20 protein-coding genes are annotated in these 15,331 nt (G+C 70.5%); 15 read left to right on the top strand and 5 right to left on the bottom strand.

From position 1 onward, the window contains the following. Nucleotides 1-22: 22 nt before the first annotated feature. From OG710_RS16815 to OG710_RS16865, 11 genes are all read left to right on the top strand, one after another. The gene (locus OG710_RS16815) at nt 23-421 is read left to right on the top strand and encodes a hypothetical protein (RefSeq protein WP_330242266.1); all 399 of its coding nucleotides are present in this window, start codon (nt 23-25) and stop codon (nt 419-421) included. Between the two features lie 107 nt (nt 422-528). After that, nucleotides 529-1,599, top strand: a complete 1,071-nt coding sequence (locus OG710_RS16820) for a hypothetical protein (protein WP_330240066.1) — start codon at nt 529-531, stop codon at nt 1,597-1,599. 51 nt (nt 1,600-1,650) lie between these two features. Then, nucleotides 1,651-2,337 (top strand): TetR/AcrR family transcriptional regulator, encoded by a 687-nt coding sequence (locus OG710_RS16825; protein ID WP_443064267.1) that lies wholly within the window; start codon nt 1,651-1,653, stop codon nt 2,335-2,337. Nucleotides 2,338-2,452: 115 nt separating this feature from the next. Continuing rightward, nucleotides 2,453-3,058 (top strand): helix-turn-helix domain-containing protein, encoded by a 606-nt coding sequence (locus OG710_RS16830; protein WP_330242267.1) that lies wholly within the window; start codon nt 2,453-2,455, stop codon nt 3,056-3,058. A 33-nt stretch (nt 3,059-3,091) separates the two neighbouring features. After that, nucleotides 3,092-3,829, top strand: a complete 738-nt coding sequence (locus OG710_RS16835) for a hypothetical protein (protein WP_330240068.1) — start codon at nt 3,092-3,094, stop codon at nt 3,827-3,829. 58 nt (nt 3,830-3,887) lie between these two features. Further along, complete coding sequence (locus OG710_RS16840; RefSeq protein WP_330240069.1) at nt 3,888-4,283, top strand: VOC family protein; 396 nt, start codon at nt 3,888-3,890, stop codon at nt 4,281-4,283. 114 nt (nt 4,284-4,397) lie between these two features. After that, nucleotides 4,398-4,655 carry a hypothetical protein gene (locus OG710_RS16845; RefSeq protein ID WP_330240070.1) on the top strand — a complete coding sequence of 86 codons (258 nt, stop codon included), beginning with the start codon at nt 4,398-4,400 and terminating at the stop codon, nt 4,653-4,655. Continuing rightward, entirely contained in the window at nt 4,630-5,160 is a 531-nt protein-coding gene (locus OG710_RS16850; protein ID WP_330240071.1) for a DUF6879 family protein, read from the top strand. The genes OG710_RS16845 and OG710_RS16850 overlap by 26 nt, the downstream gene beginning before the upstream one ends. A 26-nt stretch (nt 5,161-5,186) precedes the next feature. After that, a complete protein-coding gene (locus OG710_RS16855; RefSeq protein WP_330240072.1) occupies nt 5,187-6,035 on the top strand; it encodes a helix-turn-helix domain-containing protein in 849 nt (282 codons plus the stop codon). 143 nt (nt 6,036-6,178) lie between these two features. Continuing rightward, nucleotides 6,179-6,610 carry a hypothetical protein gene (locus tag OG710_RS16860; RefSeq protein WP_330240073.1) on the top strand — a complete coding sequence of 144 codons (432 nt, stop codon included), beginning with the start codon at nt 6,179-6,181 and terminating at the stop codon, nt 6,608-6,610. 72 nt (nt 6,611-6,682) lie between these two features. Continuing rightward, nucleotides 6,683-7,132 (top strand): hypothetical protein, encoded by a 450-nt coding sequence (locus OG710_RS16865; RefSeq protein WP_330240074.1) that lies wholly within the window; start codon nt 6,683-6,685, stop codon nt 7,130-7,132. 282 nt (nt 7,133-7,414) lie between these two features. Here OG710_RS16865 and OG710_RS16870 read toward each other — a convergent pair whose 3' ends face one another. From OG710_RS16870 to OG710_RS16890, 5 genes are all read right to left on the bottom strand, one after another. Next, complete coding sequence (locus OG710_RS16870) at nt 7,415-7,753, bottom strand: transposase (RefSeq protein ID WP_330240075.1); 339 nt, start codon at nt 7,751-7,753, stop codon at nt 7,415-7,417. Continuing rightward, the gene (locus OG710_RS16875; protein ID WP_330240076.1) at nt 7,647-8,432 is read right to left on the bottom strand and encodes a DUF4253 domain-containing protein; all 786 of its coding nucleotides are present in this window, start codon (nt 8,430-8,432) and stop codon (nt 7,647-7,649) included. Before OG710_RS16875 ends, OG710_RS16870 begins: the two co-directional genes overlap by 107 nt. Before the next feature lie 388 nt (nt 8,433-8,820). Further along, entirely contained in the window at nt 8,821-9,303 is a 483-nt protein-coding gene (locus tag OG710_RS16880; RefSeq protein WP_330240077.1) for a hypothetical protein, read from the bottom strand. After that, nucleotides 9,294-10,820 carry an ATP-binding protein gene (locus OG710_RS16885; RefSeq protein WP_443064268.1) on the bottom strand — a complete coding sequence of 509 codons (1,527 nt, stop codon included), beginning with the start codon at nt 10,818-10,820 and terminating at the stop codon, nt 9,294-9,296. The genes OG710_RS16880 and OG710_RS16885 overlap by 10 nt, the downstream gene beginning before the upstream one ends. Before the next feature lie 23 nt (nt 10,821-10,843). Continuing rightward, nucleotides 10,844-11,536 carry a response regulator transcription factor gene (locus tag OG710_RS16890; RefSeq protein WP_330240078.1) on the bottom strand — a complete coding sequence of 231 codons (693 nt, stop codon included), beginning with the start codon at nt 11,534-11,536 and terminating at the stop codon, nt 10,844-10,846. 133 nt (nt 11,537-11,669) lie between these two features. Between OG710_RS16890 and OG710_RS16895 the strand changes: the two genes are divergently transcribed. From OG710_RS16895 to OG710_RS16910, 4 genes are read left to right on the top strand one after another with little or no spacing between them, the layout of a single operon-like run. Then, a complete protein-coding gene (locus tag OG710_RS16895; RefSeq protein WP_330240079.1) occupies nt 11,670-12,314 on the top strand; it encodes a hypothetical protein in 645 nt (214 codons plus the stop codon). Continuing rightward, nucleotides 12,311-13,378 (top strand): peptidoglycan-binding protein, encoded by a 1,068-nt coding sequence (locus tag OG710_RS16900; protein WP_330240080.1) that lies wholly within the window; start codon nt 12,311-12,313, stop codon nt 13,376-13,378. The genes OG710_RS16895 and OG710_RS16900 overlap by 4 nt, the downstream gene beginning before the upstream one ends. Continuing rightward, complete coding sequence (locus OG710_RS16905) at nt 13,375-14,115, top strand: ABC transporter ATP-binding protein (RefSeq protein ID WP_330240081.1); 741 nt, start codon at nt 13,375-13,377, stop codon at nt 14,113-14,115. The genes OG710_RS16900 and OG710_RS16905 overlap by 4 nt, the downstream gene beginning before the upstream one ends. Continuing rightward, nucleotides 14,112-15,305: an ABC transporter permease gene (locus OG710_RS16910; RefSeq protein WP_330240082.1), complete on the top strand. Its 1,194-nt coding sequence runs from the start codon at nt 14,112-14,114 to the stop codon at nt 15,303-15,305. Before OG710_RS16905 ends, OG710_RS16910 begins: the two co-directional genes overlap by 4 nt. Nucleotides 15,306-15,331: the final 26 nt, after the last annotated feature.

Raw genomic sequence — 15,331 nt, forward strand, 5'->3', positions numbered from 1 at the left:
ACAGAAAAATTCACCGGACCTGATGCACTCCTGGATTCCCGCGAGCGGTCACGTCCTGCGTCACGCCGGCATCCACTTCGACGCCGTCCGGATCTCCGGCATCTTCGGGGAGCAAGTCGCGTACGAGATCATGCAGTTCACCGACTTCCAGGCCGGGCCGATCGTGCGGTCCCGGATCGGGATGCGGAGCATGTACTTCCTCGTGCCGCCCGGCACCGTGAGTGCCTACCGGTGGCCGGCCGGGGCCGACGCGCTCGTGCGCAAGGGGTCGGACTTCGTCGGCGTACCCGCGCTGCACGGGCACACGTACCCCCTGGACTGGCGCTCCCGCCCGACAGTTGACGATCCGTTCGTGGAAACGAAACTGCTGTTCGAGCTGGTGAGGAAGGTGGTGGAGGACTCGATCTTTGCTGTACGGTGATTGCGTAATTACGCTCCGTGTGCACGGCACACGGAGCGGCCCCCGGCGGTGCAGCAACACCGGACCGAGGGCCTTCACCCATCGATGGATCAGGAGGATCCACCGAGATGCTTTGGCATGCTATCGCGCCTTCGTACGGTTATGTGAAGGCCACGCACGAAGTCGTGCGTCATCCGCAGCTCAACAGCGACGCGAAGATTCTCATCACGTACGTGCAAGGGCTCCCGCAGAGCGGCCTCACCGGCATGGCGTTGAGCGATCACGCGAAGAAGCTGGGGATCAAGGGCCGCGCGTACCAGAAGGCCAAGGGCCAGCTCAAGGACGTGGGGTTCGTCCACGAGTGGCGGCGGCAGGGCGAGGGCGGGCTGTGGGTGACGGACCAACTGTTCTCCAACGTCCCGCTCTCGGACGACGACGCGCGGCGGCTGCGGGACGCGAACGCGCAGGCGGAACCGAGTGATCGGACACCGGCGGGCGGTCAACCGCGTACCCGGTCGGTCGGTGGTTATCCACCAGAGGTGGAAGAAGAACGTGAGAAGAACTCTCCCCACCCACCCTCCAAGGCCGAGGCGCCCGAACCGCCGAGGCGACCGGAGCGACCGCAACGACCGCCTGCGAAGGGGCCCGCCGCTCCGGTGGAGCCGGAAGTCATCGCCGCCGAGCGGGTGTTGCTCTCGCTGCGGCATGTGAACCCGCAGCTCCACTTGGGCGTACGCGAGGCACGCGGCCTCGCCGAATCGGCGGCCGACTGGCTGCGACGCGGCGTCAAGGCGGCGGAGCTGCGGCTCGCGCTGGTGAGTGAACTACCGGCGGACGGGGTCCGTTCGGCGGTAGGGTTCCTGCGTCATCGGCTCGTACACAAGCTGCCGGAGGAACCGGCGTACGCGCCCGAGGTGCGGCCGTGCGTGCCGTGCGAGGGCGAAGGGCCGGAGCATGTGTTCCGCCCCCACGCGGACGAGACGTTGTGCGGGCCGTGCGCGCAGAAGGCGGCCTGGGAGAAGCACAACGCGAAGTGGGCGCCTGCGCGGGCGGACGAGAATGCCGAGGACGCCGAAGAACCGGAACGCCTTTCCTGGCGGGAGCGGGTCGCGGCGGTCCTGGAGAAGGATTCCGACGAACGGCGAGAGGTACGGCCGTTCGGCGGTGTGGCGGTTCCACCGCGAACGCGGTGGAGCTAGCAGAGTGGGCGCGGGGGCCGGACGGTCTGAGGAGGACCCGTGGTGGATGCCGTGGTGGAACTTTGGGACGGCGTACGAGCGGTGCGCGACCCCGCGCAGTGCCGCGCGCGACTCATGACGGCCGGGCGGACGTTGTTCGCCGTGTACGGCTACGTACACACCTCCGTCAAGGACCTGTGCGCTGCCGCGCAGGTGGAAGTACGCGACTTCCAGCGTGAGTTCGAATCGCGCGAGGCGCTGCTCACCGACCTGTACGACGAGGTCGCGATGGCCGGAATGCAGGCGTCGCAGGCGGAGTTGTCGGCGAAGGGCATGGACACGTGTCCGACCGAGGAGCGGGTGTACCGGCTGTTCGACGCGTACGTGAAGGCCGTGACGCGTGAGCCGCACGCGGCGCGGGTGGCGTTCGTGGAGGTGCTGGGCGTCAGCCCGGCGATGGACGAGCACCTGACGATGTGGCGCTCCGTGTGGACGGAGTTCCTGTCCCACGAGGCGGAGCGCGCCCGGGGGCGCGGGCACGCGGTGGACGGGGACCTCGCGGTCGTCGTCAAGGTACTCACCCGTTCGGTGGACGAGCTGCTCGCCCACCACGGGCGGCGGCCCCGCCAGATGCCGCCCCGGCTGCTGACGAGCGAGCTGACGCGGCTGTCGATGGCGATGATCGGTCCGGCGGAGCCGGGTTCGGTGGGGGCGGTGGGCTCGGTGGGCTCGGCAGGGGCAGCGGGCTCGGCGGGGTGAGGCTTCCCGTGGCGTCCGGTTGACAAACCCGCTTGCCAGGTCGGCAAATGGAGTCATGGCGGACGATGAACGGAACGGGTCCGGGCGCGGTGCGGCGGGCTCCGGGGACGGCTCGATGCGGGACGACGAGCTGACGGCCGTCCTCACGGGCGTCGGGCCCCGGCTGCGGGCCCTGCGCACCGAGCGCGGGACGACGCTGACACAGCTCAGCGAGCTGACCGGGATCTCCCTGAGCACCCTCTCCCGCCTGGAATCGGGCGGCCGCAAACCGACCCTCGAACTGCTGCTGCCCCTGGCCAAGGCGTACGGGGTCCAGCTGGACGAACTCGTCGGCGCGCCGGAGACGGGCGACCCACGGGTCACGTTCCGCCCGTTCAAGCGCCACGGGATGACCTTCGTCCCGCTCACCCGCCACTTGGGCGGCGTCAACGCGTACAAGCAGGTCATGCCGGGCGCGACCGGCCCGTCCGGCCCCGTCGAGCAACGCGTGCACGAGGGCTACGAGTGGCTGTACGTCCTCTCCGGCCGGCTCCGCCTCGTCCTGGGCGACCACGACCTGGTCCTCACGGCGGGCGAGGCAGCCGAGTTCGACACCCACACCCCCCACTGGTGGGGCCCGGCCGGCCCGGACCCGGTGGAGTTCCTGAGCCTGTTCGGCCCCCAGGGCGAGCGGATGCACGTACGCGCGAAGCCGGGCGGCCGGGGGGCGGGGGAGGCGTGAGCCGGATGTTGGTTCGGGGGGTGAGGTGGGCGCGTGACGTTGACTGCGGGGGCGCACTGTGAAACCGACGTGCCGAGCTATCGGGTGGTCCTGGCGGAGACCGACTGGGGTTCGCTCGAAACGCCTTTCGGGAACGGCGCGTGCCTGCCTGGGGTTCTGGCCCGGCTGCTGGAGCCCGACGCCAGGGCGCAGGTGGCCGCGTTGTCGGAGCTGGGCGAGCTGGTCGGCCACCAGAACAGCGTCTACGAAGCCACCGCGCCCGTGGCCACGTTCGTCGCCGGCATCCTCGCGCACCCGGCAGCCGCGAATCGTCGGCCGTACCGCGCCGTGCCCGTCCGCGCGGCGATGCTGAACTGGCTGGCCTCAACGGTCTACGACGCATCGGACGAGGCCGTCGACCGCATCGCGCGGTACTGCCCCGGCTTCCTCGTCACCGGCACCCCACGGGCGGCCCTCCGGGACCTGCGCCCTGTGCTCTACCGAGCCGTCGAGCCGTACCTGCGGGACGGCGACGAGGACGTGCGCGAAGCCGCGGGCCTCGCCGCGCTCCTCCTCGCCGAGCACCCCGGACTCGCGCGCCACCGCGAGCACCTCGCCGTACACGCCCACCACATCCTGGACACCAGCAACGACCCCCACTCCCGGCGCGTCGCCCGGCAGGCCCTCACAGCGTGGGGCCACGACGTCACCCCCATCGAGCCCGAGCAGGACGACCCCTCGGCCTGGGGCCCCCACAGCGACGGCCACGGCGACCTCAATCCCCCGTTCTGACCGCCGACGACCGCGCTGGGGTGGCAAGGTCGCGCGCCTCGCGGGCAGGATCGGGGGCATGGTTGCCCGCCTCGGACTCGTCGCCCTCGTCGTGCGTGACTACGACGAAGCCATCGCCTTCTACCGGGACGCGCTCGGGTTCGAGCTGCTGGAGGACACCCGGATCGACGCGGAGAAGCGCTGGGTGGTCGTCGCGCCGCCCGGTGCGCGGGAGACCGCGCTGCTGCTGGCGAAGGCCGCGGGGGACGCGCGGGGGGCGCGGGTCGGGGATCAGACTGGTGGCCGGGTCGGCTGGTTCCTGTACACGGACGCGTTCGACCGGGACTACGCACGGATGCGTGCGGCCGGGGTTGTTTTCGAGGAGCCGCCCCGCCACGAACCGTACGGAACGGTGGCCGTCTTCCAAGACCTGTACGGCAACCGCTGGGACCTGCTCCAGCCGCGTACGTCGTGAGCCCGCCGCTCCTCGTGTCGGGCCCTCATGGCCGGTGTGCCTCTTGACACCTCTGCGAGGTGAGGGCGACGCTCGTGCAAGTTGGCGTAAGTCCCATCGACACCGGAGGCAGTCATGGCATTACGGTTCATCGGGATTGATCCAGACACCGGGCAGCAAGGTTCGCCCACCGTGTGGGTGGACGAGGAGAAGGCCGAGCTGGTGCTTCAGGGCTGGAAGCCGGACAAGCGTCTGGAGGCCGAGTGCGCGGCGTTCGAGGCTCCTGGGCACGTTGCGGGCATCCCGCTGCACGAAGCCGTGATTCGGATTCCGGCCCGTATGGTGCCGATGCTCAGGGAGGCGTGCGATGTCGCAGAACGAGCCGGGCTTTGACGAACTGCTGGCCGCGGCCAAGCACTCGGCCGTCCACCTGGAGCTGCGCGACTCGTACGGCGTGGGCGACGAGGCCGCCGACTTCGAGACCTGGAAGCGTACGGGCCGGCGCGACATCGACCCGGCGTCCGAGTACTGGAGGCCGTGGGTGGCGTTGGTTCGCGACACCGTGGCCCGAGGCGTGATCGTTCGTCGCGCACGCGTTGTATCGGAGCCGGTAACGGACTACATCCGGTACGAGCACGCCGGCACCCCGGTCAACCTCCACGCCGGGGAGCAGGTGCGCTGGCTGCCCAGGCGCCGGGCTTCCGGCATCGCGCTTCCCGGAAACGACTGCTGGGTGTTCGACGGGGAGATCGCGCTCTTCAATCACTTCTCCGGCGACGGGGACTGGTCCGAGCCCGGCTGGGAGGTTCGGTCCGAGCCGGCCGTGGTACAGCTGGCCTCGGCCGCGTTCGAGGCGGTCTGGGAGCATGGCATCCCGCACGAGAAGTTCACGGTCTGACCCGACGGAGAACGAAGAGCCCACCCATGTCCGCGTCCCCGTCGTCCAGTGCCCAGGCCGCCCGCGAGGCCATCGCCTCCCGTCTCGGGGATCTCCGGAAAGACGCGGAGCTGACCGGGCACGAGCTGGCCCTTCGGTGCGGTTGGAGCCCCGCGAAGTCGTCCCGCATCGAACGGGCCAGAACTCCTGCGTCGGCCGCAGACATCCGCGCCTGGTGCAAGGCGTGCGGCGCGGAGGACCAGACGGACGATCTGATCGCGGCGAACCGTCAAGCCGATCAGATGTACGTCCACTGGCAAAAGCTGCACCGGCACGGGATGCGGCGGGCGCAGGAGGAGGTCGCCCCTCTCTACGAACAGACCCGCCACTTCCGCGTGTACTGCTCGAACGTCGTACCGGGCATACTCCAGACCGAGGCGTACGCGGAGGCTCTGCTTTCGACCATTGCCGCCTTCCAGGACACCCCCGACGACTCGCCGGCCGCGGCGGCCTCCCGGATCGAGCGCTCTCGCGTGCTCCATGACGGAAACCGTCGCTTCGCCCTCCTGCTGGAGGAGGCGGTGCTCCGCTATCGCATCGGTGACGCTCCCGCGATGGCCGGACAGCTCGGCTACCTGCTCGCTGTCATGGCGCTTCCCAACGTGAGCCTCGGGGTCATCCCTTTCACCGCCCGGCGGCGTGTCTGGCCCCTGGAAGCCTTCTATGTCTTCGACGACCGCCGAGCGAGCGTCGAACTGCTCACGGCCGCGGTGAACGTCAAGGCGCCCAGTGAGGTCGCGACGTACGCCAAGGCGTTCCACGAACTGTCCAAGCTGGCGGTCTACGGTGCATCCGCCCGGACTCTGATCTCGGACGCGATCACGTCCATCGAGTAGTTCGCGTGCAAGCTTGTGCAAGACGATGGCTCGTTCCACTCCCCGCTTTCTAAGGTCGTTCCACCGGCCTCGGAAGCGATTCCGACGGCCCGCTGTGTCGCCGGCCATCGACCGTCGAGAGAGGGAGTCTCACTGTGACAACCATGCTGGAATCCCCCGTCGTCCTACGGCACGGACGGGACCTCGTCAGTCCCGAGCTCTTCGAGAAGGTGTCGGAGTTCTGTGCGGAGGAGTACGGGCACGAACTGCCCACTGCCCGCCGGATCGTGGACCAGGCCCTTGCCTTCCTCAAGGTGATGGGTGACAACCGCGCGTTCGACATGACCCCGTCGGAGGCCGTGGACCCGGGTTGGCACTCGTTCGTGCTCCACACTCAGGCGTACGCCGCCTGGTGCGACGAGCAGTTCGGGTTCTTCCTCGGACACGAGCCCAAGGCCACCGTCCGCACCCGTCCGTTGGTCGGTTCAGTGGTGGACCGGGTCAGGGCCGCCGGGTTCCACGTGGACGATCGGCTGTGGGGCACTGCGAAAACCTGCAACGCGCCCGCATGCTGCGGTGACGGCGACGGCTGCTGATCCACTCCCACTCAACGTGGCCGTCCGGGCATGGCTGAGACACCCGGACGGCCACAGCCAGGAGTTCCCGAGATGAGCGGCGACGACGAGGTGCTGACCGGACGAAGCCGGGTCACGGTGTTCGCGCTCTTCGGCACGGTGCTCGGCTACGCGACACACCATCTTGATGAACGCCGGATCGGGGAGGTTGCTGTGGTCGGCCCCCTGACTCCCGGTGTCGAGTGGACATGTCTGTGGCACATGGCCCGTTCCTGCGGCAGGCCCACGGCCAAGGACACCGAACTCGCACAGTGGATTCTCGTCCAGGCGACCCGAGCGTTCGTCTGTGGAAGCGGGCGCATTACTCAGGCGCACGACCGGGGCTGGAAACTGGAACCCGGTGGGAAGCGCGTCGGGTTCGAGAACACCTTCGCCAACCGGGACCATCTGTGGACTGGCAACCTGGTCGTGGACGGCCTCACTCCCGACCAGGTGGCCGGCCGCGCTTCCTGCTACGCGGTGCCGTTCGGCAGCCTGGGCTAGGGCCTTTCGTTTGGATCATCGGTCCGGCCGTGAGGTAGAAGGCCAGAGGTCGACAACTCGCATCGGACGCGAGGTGGATCTTCGTGGTCAGTCCGCCGCGGGACCGGCCGATGGAGTTGTCGTCCGGCTCACCGGCAGGGGCCCCTTTTTGCGGGCTCCGGCCGCGTGTTGGTGAGCGCGCACGATGGTGGAGTCGACCGAGACGGCCCAACGGAGGTCTTCTTCGGTATCGGCTTGTGCGATGAGCGCAGTGAAGACCCGCTCCCACGTGCTGTTGATGGCTCACATTCGTAGCCGGTTGTAGACGCCTCGCCAGTTCCCGTATTTCGCTGGCAGGTGGACCCACTGCGAGCCGGTCTGGAACTTCCAGGCGATCGCGTCGATCACTTCGCGATGGTCTCTCCACCGGCCACCTCGTTTCGGGGTCCGGTCCGGGAGCAACGGCTCGATTCTCGCCCACTGGGCTTCAGTCAACGGCACACCCGAACCAACGCAGGCAGCACGGCCGTTGTGCTCAGTCCCACCAGAACGACCAGAAAGTGCGTCCCATGAGGTCCGTCGCATACTCGGGGAACGGTGTGGGCGGGTCGTCGACGATGTTGTCGGCCGTCGAGAGCACATGTTCCAAAGCGAGCAGGTTCGCGTGCTTCGCGTCAACGGGTGGCCGCGCGACCGACACGTGCAGCTCGCTGCCGAACACCGCCACGACCCGGGCGCCGAAGCGGTCTTCCCAGCTTCGCAGGAGTGCACACAGCAGAGGCAGCGGCGCATCCGCAGCCCAGCCGATCGAGGCCAGAGCGTCACTGCCGCGATGTGCAGGGACGAGCACGAGTCGGCACTCGTCCAGCCCGAGCTGACCAGTCTCGATGAGCCGGGCCAGCAGGCTTGCCGCCGCTTCCTCGGGTGTCGAGTCTGCGGACGCAGCCGGCATTTGCGGTGTCAGGCCCGGCCACTGCTCGAAAGGCGGCCCGGGGTCGTGCGGCCATGGTTCGACTCCCTCAGGCGTCGGGGCCGGTGTCGGGTCCATCCAGAAGGGCAGCCTCCTGCGCCGGTATTCGGCGAAGTCTGTGGCCAGCACCTCCTCCAGGCGGATGCCATCGACTTGGTCCAGGCCGGGCGGCCTTCCCAGGGCATCGGGCCAGCATAGGAGGGGAACCAGACCATGGGCGTTCTGCTTGCGCAGCAAGCGAGGCCACAGCTGATCGACGTCTTGAGGCAATTCGTCAGAGACCCAGAAGCGTGTGGGACCAGAAGACAGAAACCGTCCGGAAGGCAGCCCATCGGGCAGGGCAAACGACATGCTCGCACCGTAGACCTTGGTGCTGACAGCGCGGCTACCCGCCGGACACCAGTGCTCCCAGCCAGCAGTGATCCAAACGAAAGGCCCTAGGCAGTTTTGACGGGAGCATCGTGAGGGCCAGTTCTCATTCGCGTTCGTTCTCGGTCGGTTGGGTTGGGCTCCCTCCGGGTGGGAGGTGCCTCATTTCTGCACTTTTCCTGCTTTGCGATCGAATGAATCGGCTCGTCAGTATTGCCGCTCCTATCGCGAAGGCGGGCGGAGCTATTGTCGCGACAGGTCCGCCAATCCGTCTGGACCACGTGGTGACCGCCACTATCAGGATGCCCGGAGGGATGAGATAGAGCAGTAGTCTTCGCGTTTTCCTGATCATTGATCTTCTCTCTGGGGCTCAGGGTACGAAGTAGTCCGCGCAGCGGTAGGGGCCCTGGGTGGGGCCTTGGGTGGGGGTCAGGGTGATTTTTATCTTGTCGCTGTCCACCTTTGGGTCGGCCACCGACAGGGCGCTTGTCAGGGTGCAGACCATTTGGCCCGTGCCCAGGTCGCGGCCCGTGGCTCCGTAGCTGCCGTCGATGTGGACCGTTACCTGCGCGCCCTCGGCGGAGACGCTGAAGCCGTTCAGTTGGAGCAGGTTGACGAATCCCTCGGGGGGCAGGAAGAGTAGTTTCAGGATGCTGCCGAAGTCCTTGCCGAACTCCCGGTCGATCAGGGGGACCGCGCGCAGTCCGCTCGACGAGACGTAGTAGAGGCGTAGCCCGCGCGTCAGGCCCGACGCCGGTTCGCCCGCGCCGATCACGCCCGTCGGCTGGACCCCGCAGCCCGCCAGGGCCAGGGCCAGGGCGGCGGCCAGGGCGCCTCGCCGGATCACTCGCATTCCGGGTCCTCCTCCTGCCGCCGCAGCGGCAGCCGCAGCGAGAACACCGTGCCCGGCTCGCCGTCCGCGTCCGACACCTCGATCGTGCCGCCGTGCAGCCTGGCGTTCTCCAGCGCTATCGCCGTGCCCAGGCCGCTGCCCTGCCCGCTGTCGTCCGCCGCGCCGCGCGTACGGGCCGCGTCCGCCTTGTAGAACCGGTCGAAGACCCGCGCCCGCGCCTCCGGGGGCAACCCCGGACCGCGGTCCGCGACGGACAGCAGCACCCACTCCCCGTCCTCCGCCCGGCACGTCCGCAGGGCCACCGTGACCGGCGGGGCGCCGTGCCGCAGCGCGTTGCCCACCAGGTTCGCCACGACCACGTCGATCCGGCGCCGGTCCACCACCGCCCACAGCTCCTCCGGCAGGTCCACCCGTACCCGGTCCGTCCAGCCGCGCAGCGCCAGCGAGGAGCGCACGGTGGCGGCGAGGTCCGTCATCGCGTCGTTCAGCCGGGCCGCCTTCGCGTCGAAGCGCGAGATCTCCATCAGGTCCTCCACCAGCCGGGCCAGCCGCGCCGTCTCCGCGCCCACCGTGCGCGCCGCCTGCGCCGCGTCCGGGGGCAGCTGGTCGGCCTCCTCCTCCAGGACCGTTACCACCATGGTCATCGCCGCGAGCGGGGTGCGCAGTTCGTGGGACACGTCCGCGACGAAGCGGCGCGCCTTCGCCTCCTGCTCCCGCAACTCGGCGTCCGACGCCTGGAGCGCGTCGGCGGTCTCGTTGAACGTGCGCGCCAGGTCCGCGAGTTCGTCGTTGCCGGTGACCTCCGCCCGGATGCCGAGGTCACCGGAGGCCAGCTCGCGCGTCGCCCGGCCCAGCGAGCGCACCGGCCGCAGCACCGTCCCCGCCGCCAGCAGCGCGAGCACCGCGGTGAGCAGGACCACCGGCACGATGCCGTCCCGTACGGAATCGATCAGGGCGGCCGTGTCCGCGCTCTCCGCCCGCAGGCTGGTCAGCGTGTAGACCTCCAGGCCGGAGGCGCCGCGGTCCCCGTCGACGTAGCGGACGGGCGTCCCCACGACGAGGTACGGCTCCTCCTGCCACCGCACCCGCTGGAACACCGCACTGTCGCCGGTCGTGACGGCGGCCCGCAGCTCGGCGGTGAGCCACGGCGTCGGCCCCGCGAACGTGTCGGAGGTGGCGGACAGGGAACGGTAGCGGGCGACGACGGTACGCCCCCCGGTGCGCTCCGAAACCTTCGCCGCGAACCGGAACAGCGACTTCTGGCTGGGCGGCAGGTCGAAGTCGGCGGACACCGTGCCGACCTGGTCCCGGAAGTCCTTCACGGTCGCGTTCTGGGCGCGCTGGAGCACCGCGGTGCGGGCATCCCGGTAGGCGAGGGCGGTCGCCGTCGCCGCGCTGAGGAGGGCGACGACGACGAAGGCGAGGACGAGGCGCAGGCGCAGCCCCCCGGTGACCCGTCTCAGGACGGCCCCTCCGGTGACCCGTCTCAGGACGGCCCCTCCGGTCACCCGTCTCACAACGGCCCCTCCGGCGACCCGTCTCACAACGGCCCGAAGCGGTAGCCGAAGCCCCGTACCGTCTGCACGTACCGCGGCTTGGCCGGTACGTCCTCCAGCTTGGAGCGCAGCCGCGCCACCGCCGCGTCCACCAGCCGGGAATCGCCCAGGAAGCTGTGGTCCCACACCGATTCCAGCAGCTGCTCCCGGCTGAGGACCCGGCCGGGCGCGGCCGACAGTTCAAGGAGCAGCCGCATCTCGACCGGCGGCAGCGGTACGGGGACGCCGTCGCGGGTGACGGTCAGCCCGGCCCGGTCGATGACCAGCCCGGCGAGTTCCCCCTCCTGGCCCCGGCCCGGCGACGGCTCCACCCGGCGCAGCGCGGCCCGGATACGGGCCTCCAGGACCGGCGCGGTCAGCGGCTTGACCACGTAGTCGTCGGCGCCCGCCTCCAGCCCCGCCACGATGTCCTCGTCGTCACCGCGCGCGGTCAGCATGATGACCGGCAGGACGGCCGTCCGTTCCCGGATGCGGCGGCACACCTCGATGCCGTCCATGCCGGGGAGCATCAGGTCCAGCACGGCCAGCTCCACCCTGCGGCCGGCCGGGCCGTCGAGCAGGGCGAGGGCCTGCTCACCCGTGGCGGCGGTGTCCACCTCGTACCCGTGGCGGCGCAGCACCAGCTCCATTCCGTCCCGTACCGACGCGTCGTCCTCGATGAGCAGCACACACGGCATGGGCACGATTATGGGCGCTGCCCGTGCCGCTTCCAGCCCTTCCGGCCTGCGAAAAGACCGGGCCGGGGCCATTGTTACGTTCCCATCATGCGGCCATGGACAGGCCATCACGTGCGGTCGTGACCGTGGGGCCATGAGCTACTCGAAGCGGCCCCGAGCCGCCCTCCGACTGCGTGCCACCGCCCTCGTCACCCTGCCCCTGCTCGCCCTCGCGGCCGCCTGCGGCGACGACGGCTCCGGGACAAGGGCGGAGAACGGCACCACCTCCGTCGCCGACGTCCCGGACCCGGCGCCCGCCAAGTCGCCCGACACCAGCGCCGCTCCCCGGCAGGCCGGCAAGAGCGCGTACTACGACGCCCAGCTGAAGTACGTCCAGTGCATGCGTGGCAAGGGCGGCTACAAGGACTTCCCCGACCCCAAACTGAGCGGATACCTCGACTGGAACAAGATCGAGGACGTCGTCGAGCGGACCGGCGAGGGCGAGGCGTACAAGGGCGGCAAGGACGGCGTCTGCTTCCCCGAGATGCAGGCCGCCATGGACCTCGCGCCCGAGGTCGACCAGCAGAAGGCGTACGAGTCGATGCTCGCCCACGCCAAGTGCATGCGGGACAACGGGGTCTCGCGCTTCACCAACCCCACCATGAGCGGCGGCAACGCCGTCCCCGGCGGCGACCCCAACCCCGCGTCGCCGGTGCTCGACTCCGACTCGCCCGCGTACGAGAAGGCCAAGGAAGCCTGCCAGTCGAAGCTGATCGACGCCGTGGAAGGCATGCAGTGAGGCGACGCACCGTGCTCCTCGCGGTGGCCGTGACCGCCGCCGCGGCCACCGGGGGCGTACTGCTCCTCGGGACCGGCGGCGGCGCCGCGCCGGCGGCCGGCGGCGATCTGCCGCCCGCCACGGCGGCCGTCGTCCGTACGGATCTCGTGGAGTCCAAGACGGTCGACGGCAAGCTCGACTTCGCGCGGCGCCGCCCGGTGAAGGCCGCCGTCGAGGGCACCGTCACGGTGGCCGCCGCCGAGGGCACGACGGTGTCCGCCGGACAGGCGCTGTACGAGCTGAACGACAAGCCCGTCACGCTGCTCAGCGGCCCGGTCCCGATGTTCCGCGAGATGAAGTCCGGCGACCGCGGCAGCGACGTGCTCCAACTGGAGCGCAATCTGCGGGACCTGGGTTACGGGTCGGGGCTGACCGTCGATGTCTGGTACGGCCCGGACACCGAGGCCGCCGTGAAGCGGTGGCAGAAGTCCCTCAACCGGCAGCCCACCGGCCGGGTCGGCGCCGGTGACGTCGTCTTCCAGCCCGGACCGGTCAAGGTCGTCTCCGCCGACGCCTCGCTCGCCGACCGGGTGGCGCCCGGCGACAAGGTCCTCACGGTGGCCGCCCCCAAACCCGTCGTACGGGCCGAACTGGAGGCGAGCGACGGCGCGCTGGCCGCCTCCGGTACGAAGGTGGACGTCACCCTGCCGAGCGGGAAGACCGCCAAGGGCAAGGTCACCGGGACGGTGCGCCCCGAGGCGGACGACTCCGGAGAGGCGGCCGCGCAGGACGGGATCACCGTGGAAATCGTCCTGGACGGCGGGGCGAAGGCCGCCTCCGGCGAGGACGCCCGGTCGAGCATGAGCGTGCGCTTCGTCAGCGAGGCGCGTCAGAACGTCCTCGCGGTTCCGGTGGAGGCGGTCGTGGCCCTGCGGGGCGAGAACGGCGGTTACGGGCTCCAGATCGTGCAGGGCGGCAAGTCCCGGATGGTACGGGTGGAGACGGGGATGACCGCGGACGGGCGGATAGAGGTCAGCGGCGCGGGGCTGCGCGAGGGGATGAAGGTCGGGGTGGCCGCGTCATGACCGCTCCTCCGGCACCCCCGGCACCGCTCGTGGTCGAGTTGCGCGGCGCCACCAAGTCGTATCCGGGCGGCGTCCACGCCCTGCGCGGGGTGGACCTCGCCGTGGCGGCCGGTGAACTGCTCGCCATCGTCGGTCCGTCCGGCTCCGGCAAGTCCACGATGCTCAACATCATCGGCACCCTCGACAAGCCCACCGGTGGCACGGTCCGGATCGCCGGATACGACGTGGCCGCGCTGTCCGACGCCCGGCTCTCGGCGCTGCGGGCCCGCCACATCGGCTTCGTGTTCCAGCACTTCCACCTGGCGGCGGGCCGCGACGCGGTGGACAACGTCGCGGACGGGCTGCTGTACGCGGGTGTGCCGCGCGGGGAGCGACGCGTCCGGGCACGGGACGCGCTGGCCAGGGTACGGCTGGACCACCGGGCCTCGCACCGGCCCGACGAGCTGTCCGGCGGCGAGAAGCAACGGGTGGCCATCGCGCGCGCCCTGGTGGGCGAGCCCCGGCTGCTGCTGGCGGACGAACCCACCGGGGCGCTGGACACCGCGTCCGGCGAGATCGTCATGGAGCTGCTGCGCGAGCTGAACGCGGGCGGCACGACGGTCTGCGTGATCACCCATGACCAGGAGATCGCGGAGGCGCTGCCGCGCCGGGTGCGGTTCAGGGACGGGGAGATCGTGTCGGACACGGGCGCCTCGGCGGCACCGGCCGGCGCGCCCACGCGGGAGGGGGAGTCATGAGCGGCATCCTCCGGCCTTCCCGGCTCTCCCCCGGCGACATCCTGCGCGTCGGCGCCGTGGGCCTGCGCGCACGGCGCGCGCGGGTGGTGCTGTCAGCGCTCGGCATCGCCATCGGCATCGCGACGATGGTCGCGGTGGTCGGCCTGTCCGAGTCGAGCCGCGCGGACCTGATGGCCCGGCTCGACCGCCTCGGCACCAACCTGCTCACGGCGGAGGCCGGCAAGACGCCCTCCGGGGACGACATCGAGTTCCCGGAGAACGCGGTGGCGATGGTCGAGCGGATCGGCCCGGTGCGGCAGGCCACGGCGTCGGCCGACGTCGACGCCCGTATCCGCCGCAGCGACGTGGTCCCCGAGGAGCGCACCGCGGGGGTCACCGCCCAGGCGGTGCGCCGGGATCTGCTCGCGACCCTCGGCGGCGAGATGTCGCGGGGCGTCTGGTTCGACAAGGCGTCCGAACGGCTGCCGACGACCGTGCTCGGCGCGGTCGCCGCCCGCCGGCTGGGCGTCTCGCGCGTCGGTGAGACGATCATGATGAACGACACCCGGGTCGCCGTCGTCGGCATCCTGAAACCCATCGAACTGGTCCCCACCCTGGACCGGCTGGCCATGGTCGGCTTCCCGTCCGCCGAGCGGTACTTCGGCTTCGACGGGCATCCGACCACCATCTTCGAACGGTCCACGGACGCCGCGGTCGAGGACGTACGGGCGGTGCTGGCCCGCACCATCAACCCCGGCCGGGAAGGGGGCATCAAGGTCTCCCGCCCCTCGGACGCGCTGGCCGCGAAGGCCGCCACCGACGAGGGCCTGACCAAGCTCATGCTCGGCCTGGGCGCGGTGGCGCTGCTGGTCGGCGGGGTGGGCGTGGCCAACACCATGGTCATCTCGGTGCTGGAGCGCCGCCAGGAGATCGGACTGCGCCGCGCGCTGGGCGCGACCCGCGGTGCGATCAGGCTCCAGTTCCTCACGGAGTCGCTGCTGCTGTCGGCGCTGGGCGGCGTGACGGGCGCGCTCCTCGGCACGGCGGCGACGTACGGCTTCGCCCGCGTCCAGGGCTGGACCGCGGTGGTTCCACCGGAGTCCCTGGCGGCCGGCGTGGCGGCGACCCTGGTGATCGGCGTGATCGCGGGCCTCTACCCGGCGATCAGAGCCTCCCGCCTACACCCGACGGTGGCCCTGAACACCACCTGACCCCCCGCCCGCGACGACACGGGACC

Origin of the sequence: Streptomyces sp. NBC_00525 (assembly GCF_036346595.1) — a bacterium.
In the GTDB taxonomy this organism is placed as follows: domain Bacteria; phylum Actinomycetota; class Actinomycetes; order Streptomycetales; family Streptomycetaceae; genus Streptomyces.

Coding starts and splice junctions, on each gene's coding strand:
- OG710_RS16850 (WP_330240071.1), top strand. CDS start 4,630: ATGTCGCAGAACGAGCCGGGCTTTGACGAACTGCTGGCCGCGGCCAAG.
- OG710_RS16875 (WP_330240076.1), bottom strand. CDS start 8,432: ATGTCGTTTGCCCTGCCCGATGGGCTGCCTTCCGGACGGTTTCTGTCT.
- OG710_RS16870 (WP_330240075.1), bottom strand. CDS start 7,753: ATGTGCTCTCGACGGCCGACAACATCGTCGACGACCCGCCCACACCGT.
- OG710_RS16830 (WP_330242267.1), top strand. CDS start 2,453: ATGCGGGACGACGAGCTGACGGCCGTCCTCACGGGCGTCGGGCCCCGG.
- OG710_RS16890 (WP_330240078.1), bottom strand. CDS start 11,536: ATGCCGTGTGTGCTGCTCATCGAGGACGACGCGTCGGTACGGGACGGA.
- OG710_RS16820 (WP_330240066.1), top strand. CDS start 529: ATGCTTTGGCATGCTATCGCGCCTTCGTACGGTTATGTGAAGGCCACG.
- OG710_RS16865 (WP_330240074.1), top strand. CDS start 6,683: ATGAGCGGCGACGACGAGGTGCTGACCGGACGAAGCCGGGTCACGGTG.
- OG710_RS16880 (WP_330240077.1), bottom strand. CDS start 9,303: ATGCGAGTGATCCGGCGAGGCGCCCTGGCCGCCGCCCTGGCCCTGGCC.
- OG710_RS16910 (WP_330240082.1), top strand. CDS start 14,112: ATGAGCGGCATCCTCCGGCCTTCCCGGCTCTCCCCCGGCGACATCCTG.
- OG710_RS16855 (WP_330240072.1), top strand. CDS start 5,187: ATGTCCGCGTCCCCGTCGTCCAGTGCCCAGGCCGCCCGCGAGGCCATC.
- OG710_RS16895 (WP_330240079.1), top strand. CDS start 11,670: ATGAGCTACTCGAAGCGGCCCCGAGCCGCCCTCCGACTGCGTGCCACC.
- OG710_RS16845 (WP_330240070.1), top strand. CDS start 4,398: ATGGCATTACGGTTCATCGGGATTGATCCAGACACCGGGCAGCAAGGT.
- OG710_RS16815 (WP_330242266.1), top strand. CDS start 23: ATGCACTCCTGGATTCCCGCGAGCGGTCACGTCCTGCGTCACGCCGGC.
- OG710_RS16860 (WP_330240073.1), top strand. CDS start 6,179: ATGCTGGAATCCCCCGTCGTCCTACGGCACGGACGGGACCTCGTCAGT.
- OG710_RS16840 (WP_330240069.1), top strand. CDS start 3,888: ATGGTTGCCCGCCTCGGACTCGTCGCCCTCGTCGTGCGTGACTACGAC.
- OG710_RS16905 (WP_330240081.1), top strand. CDS start 13,375: ATGACCGCTCCTCCGGCACCCCCGGCACCGCTCGTGGTCGAGTTGCGC.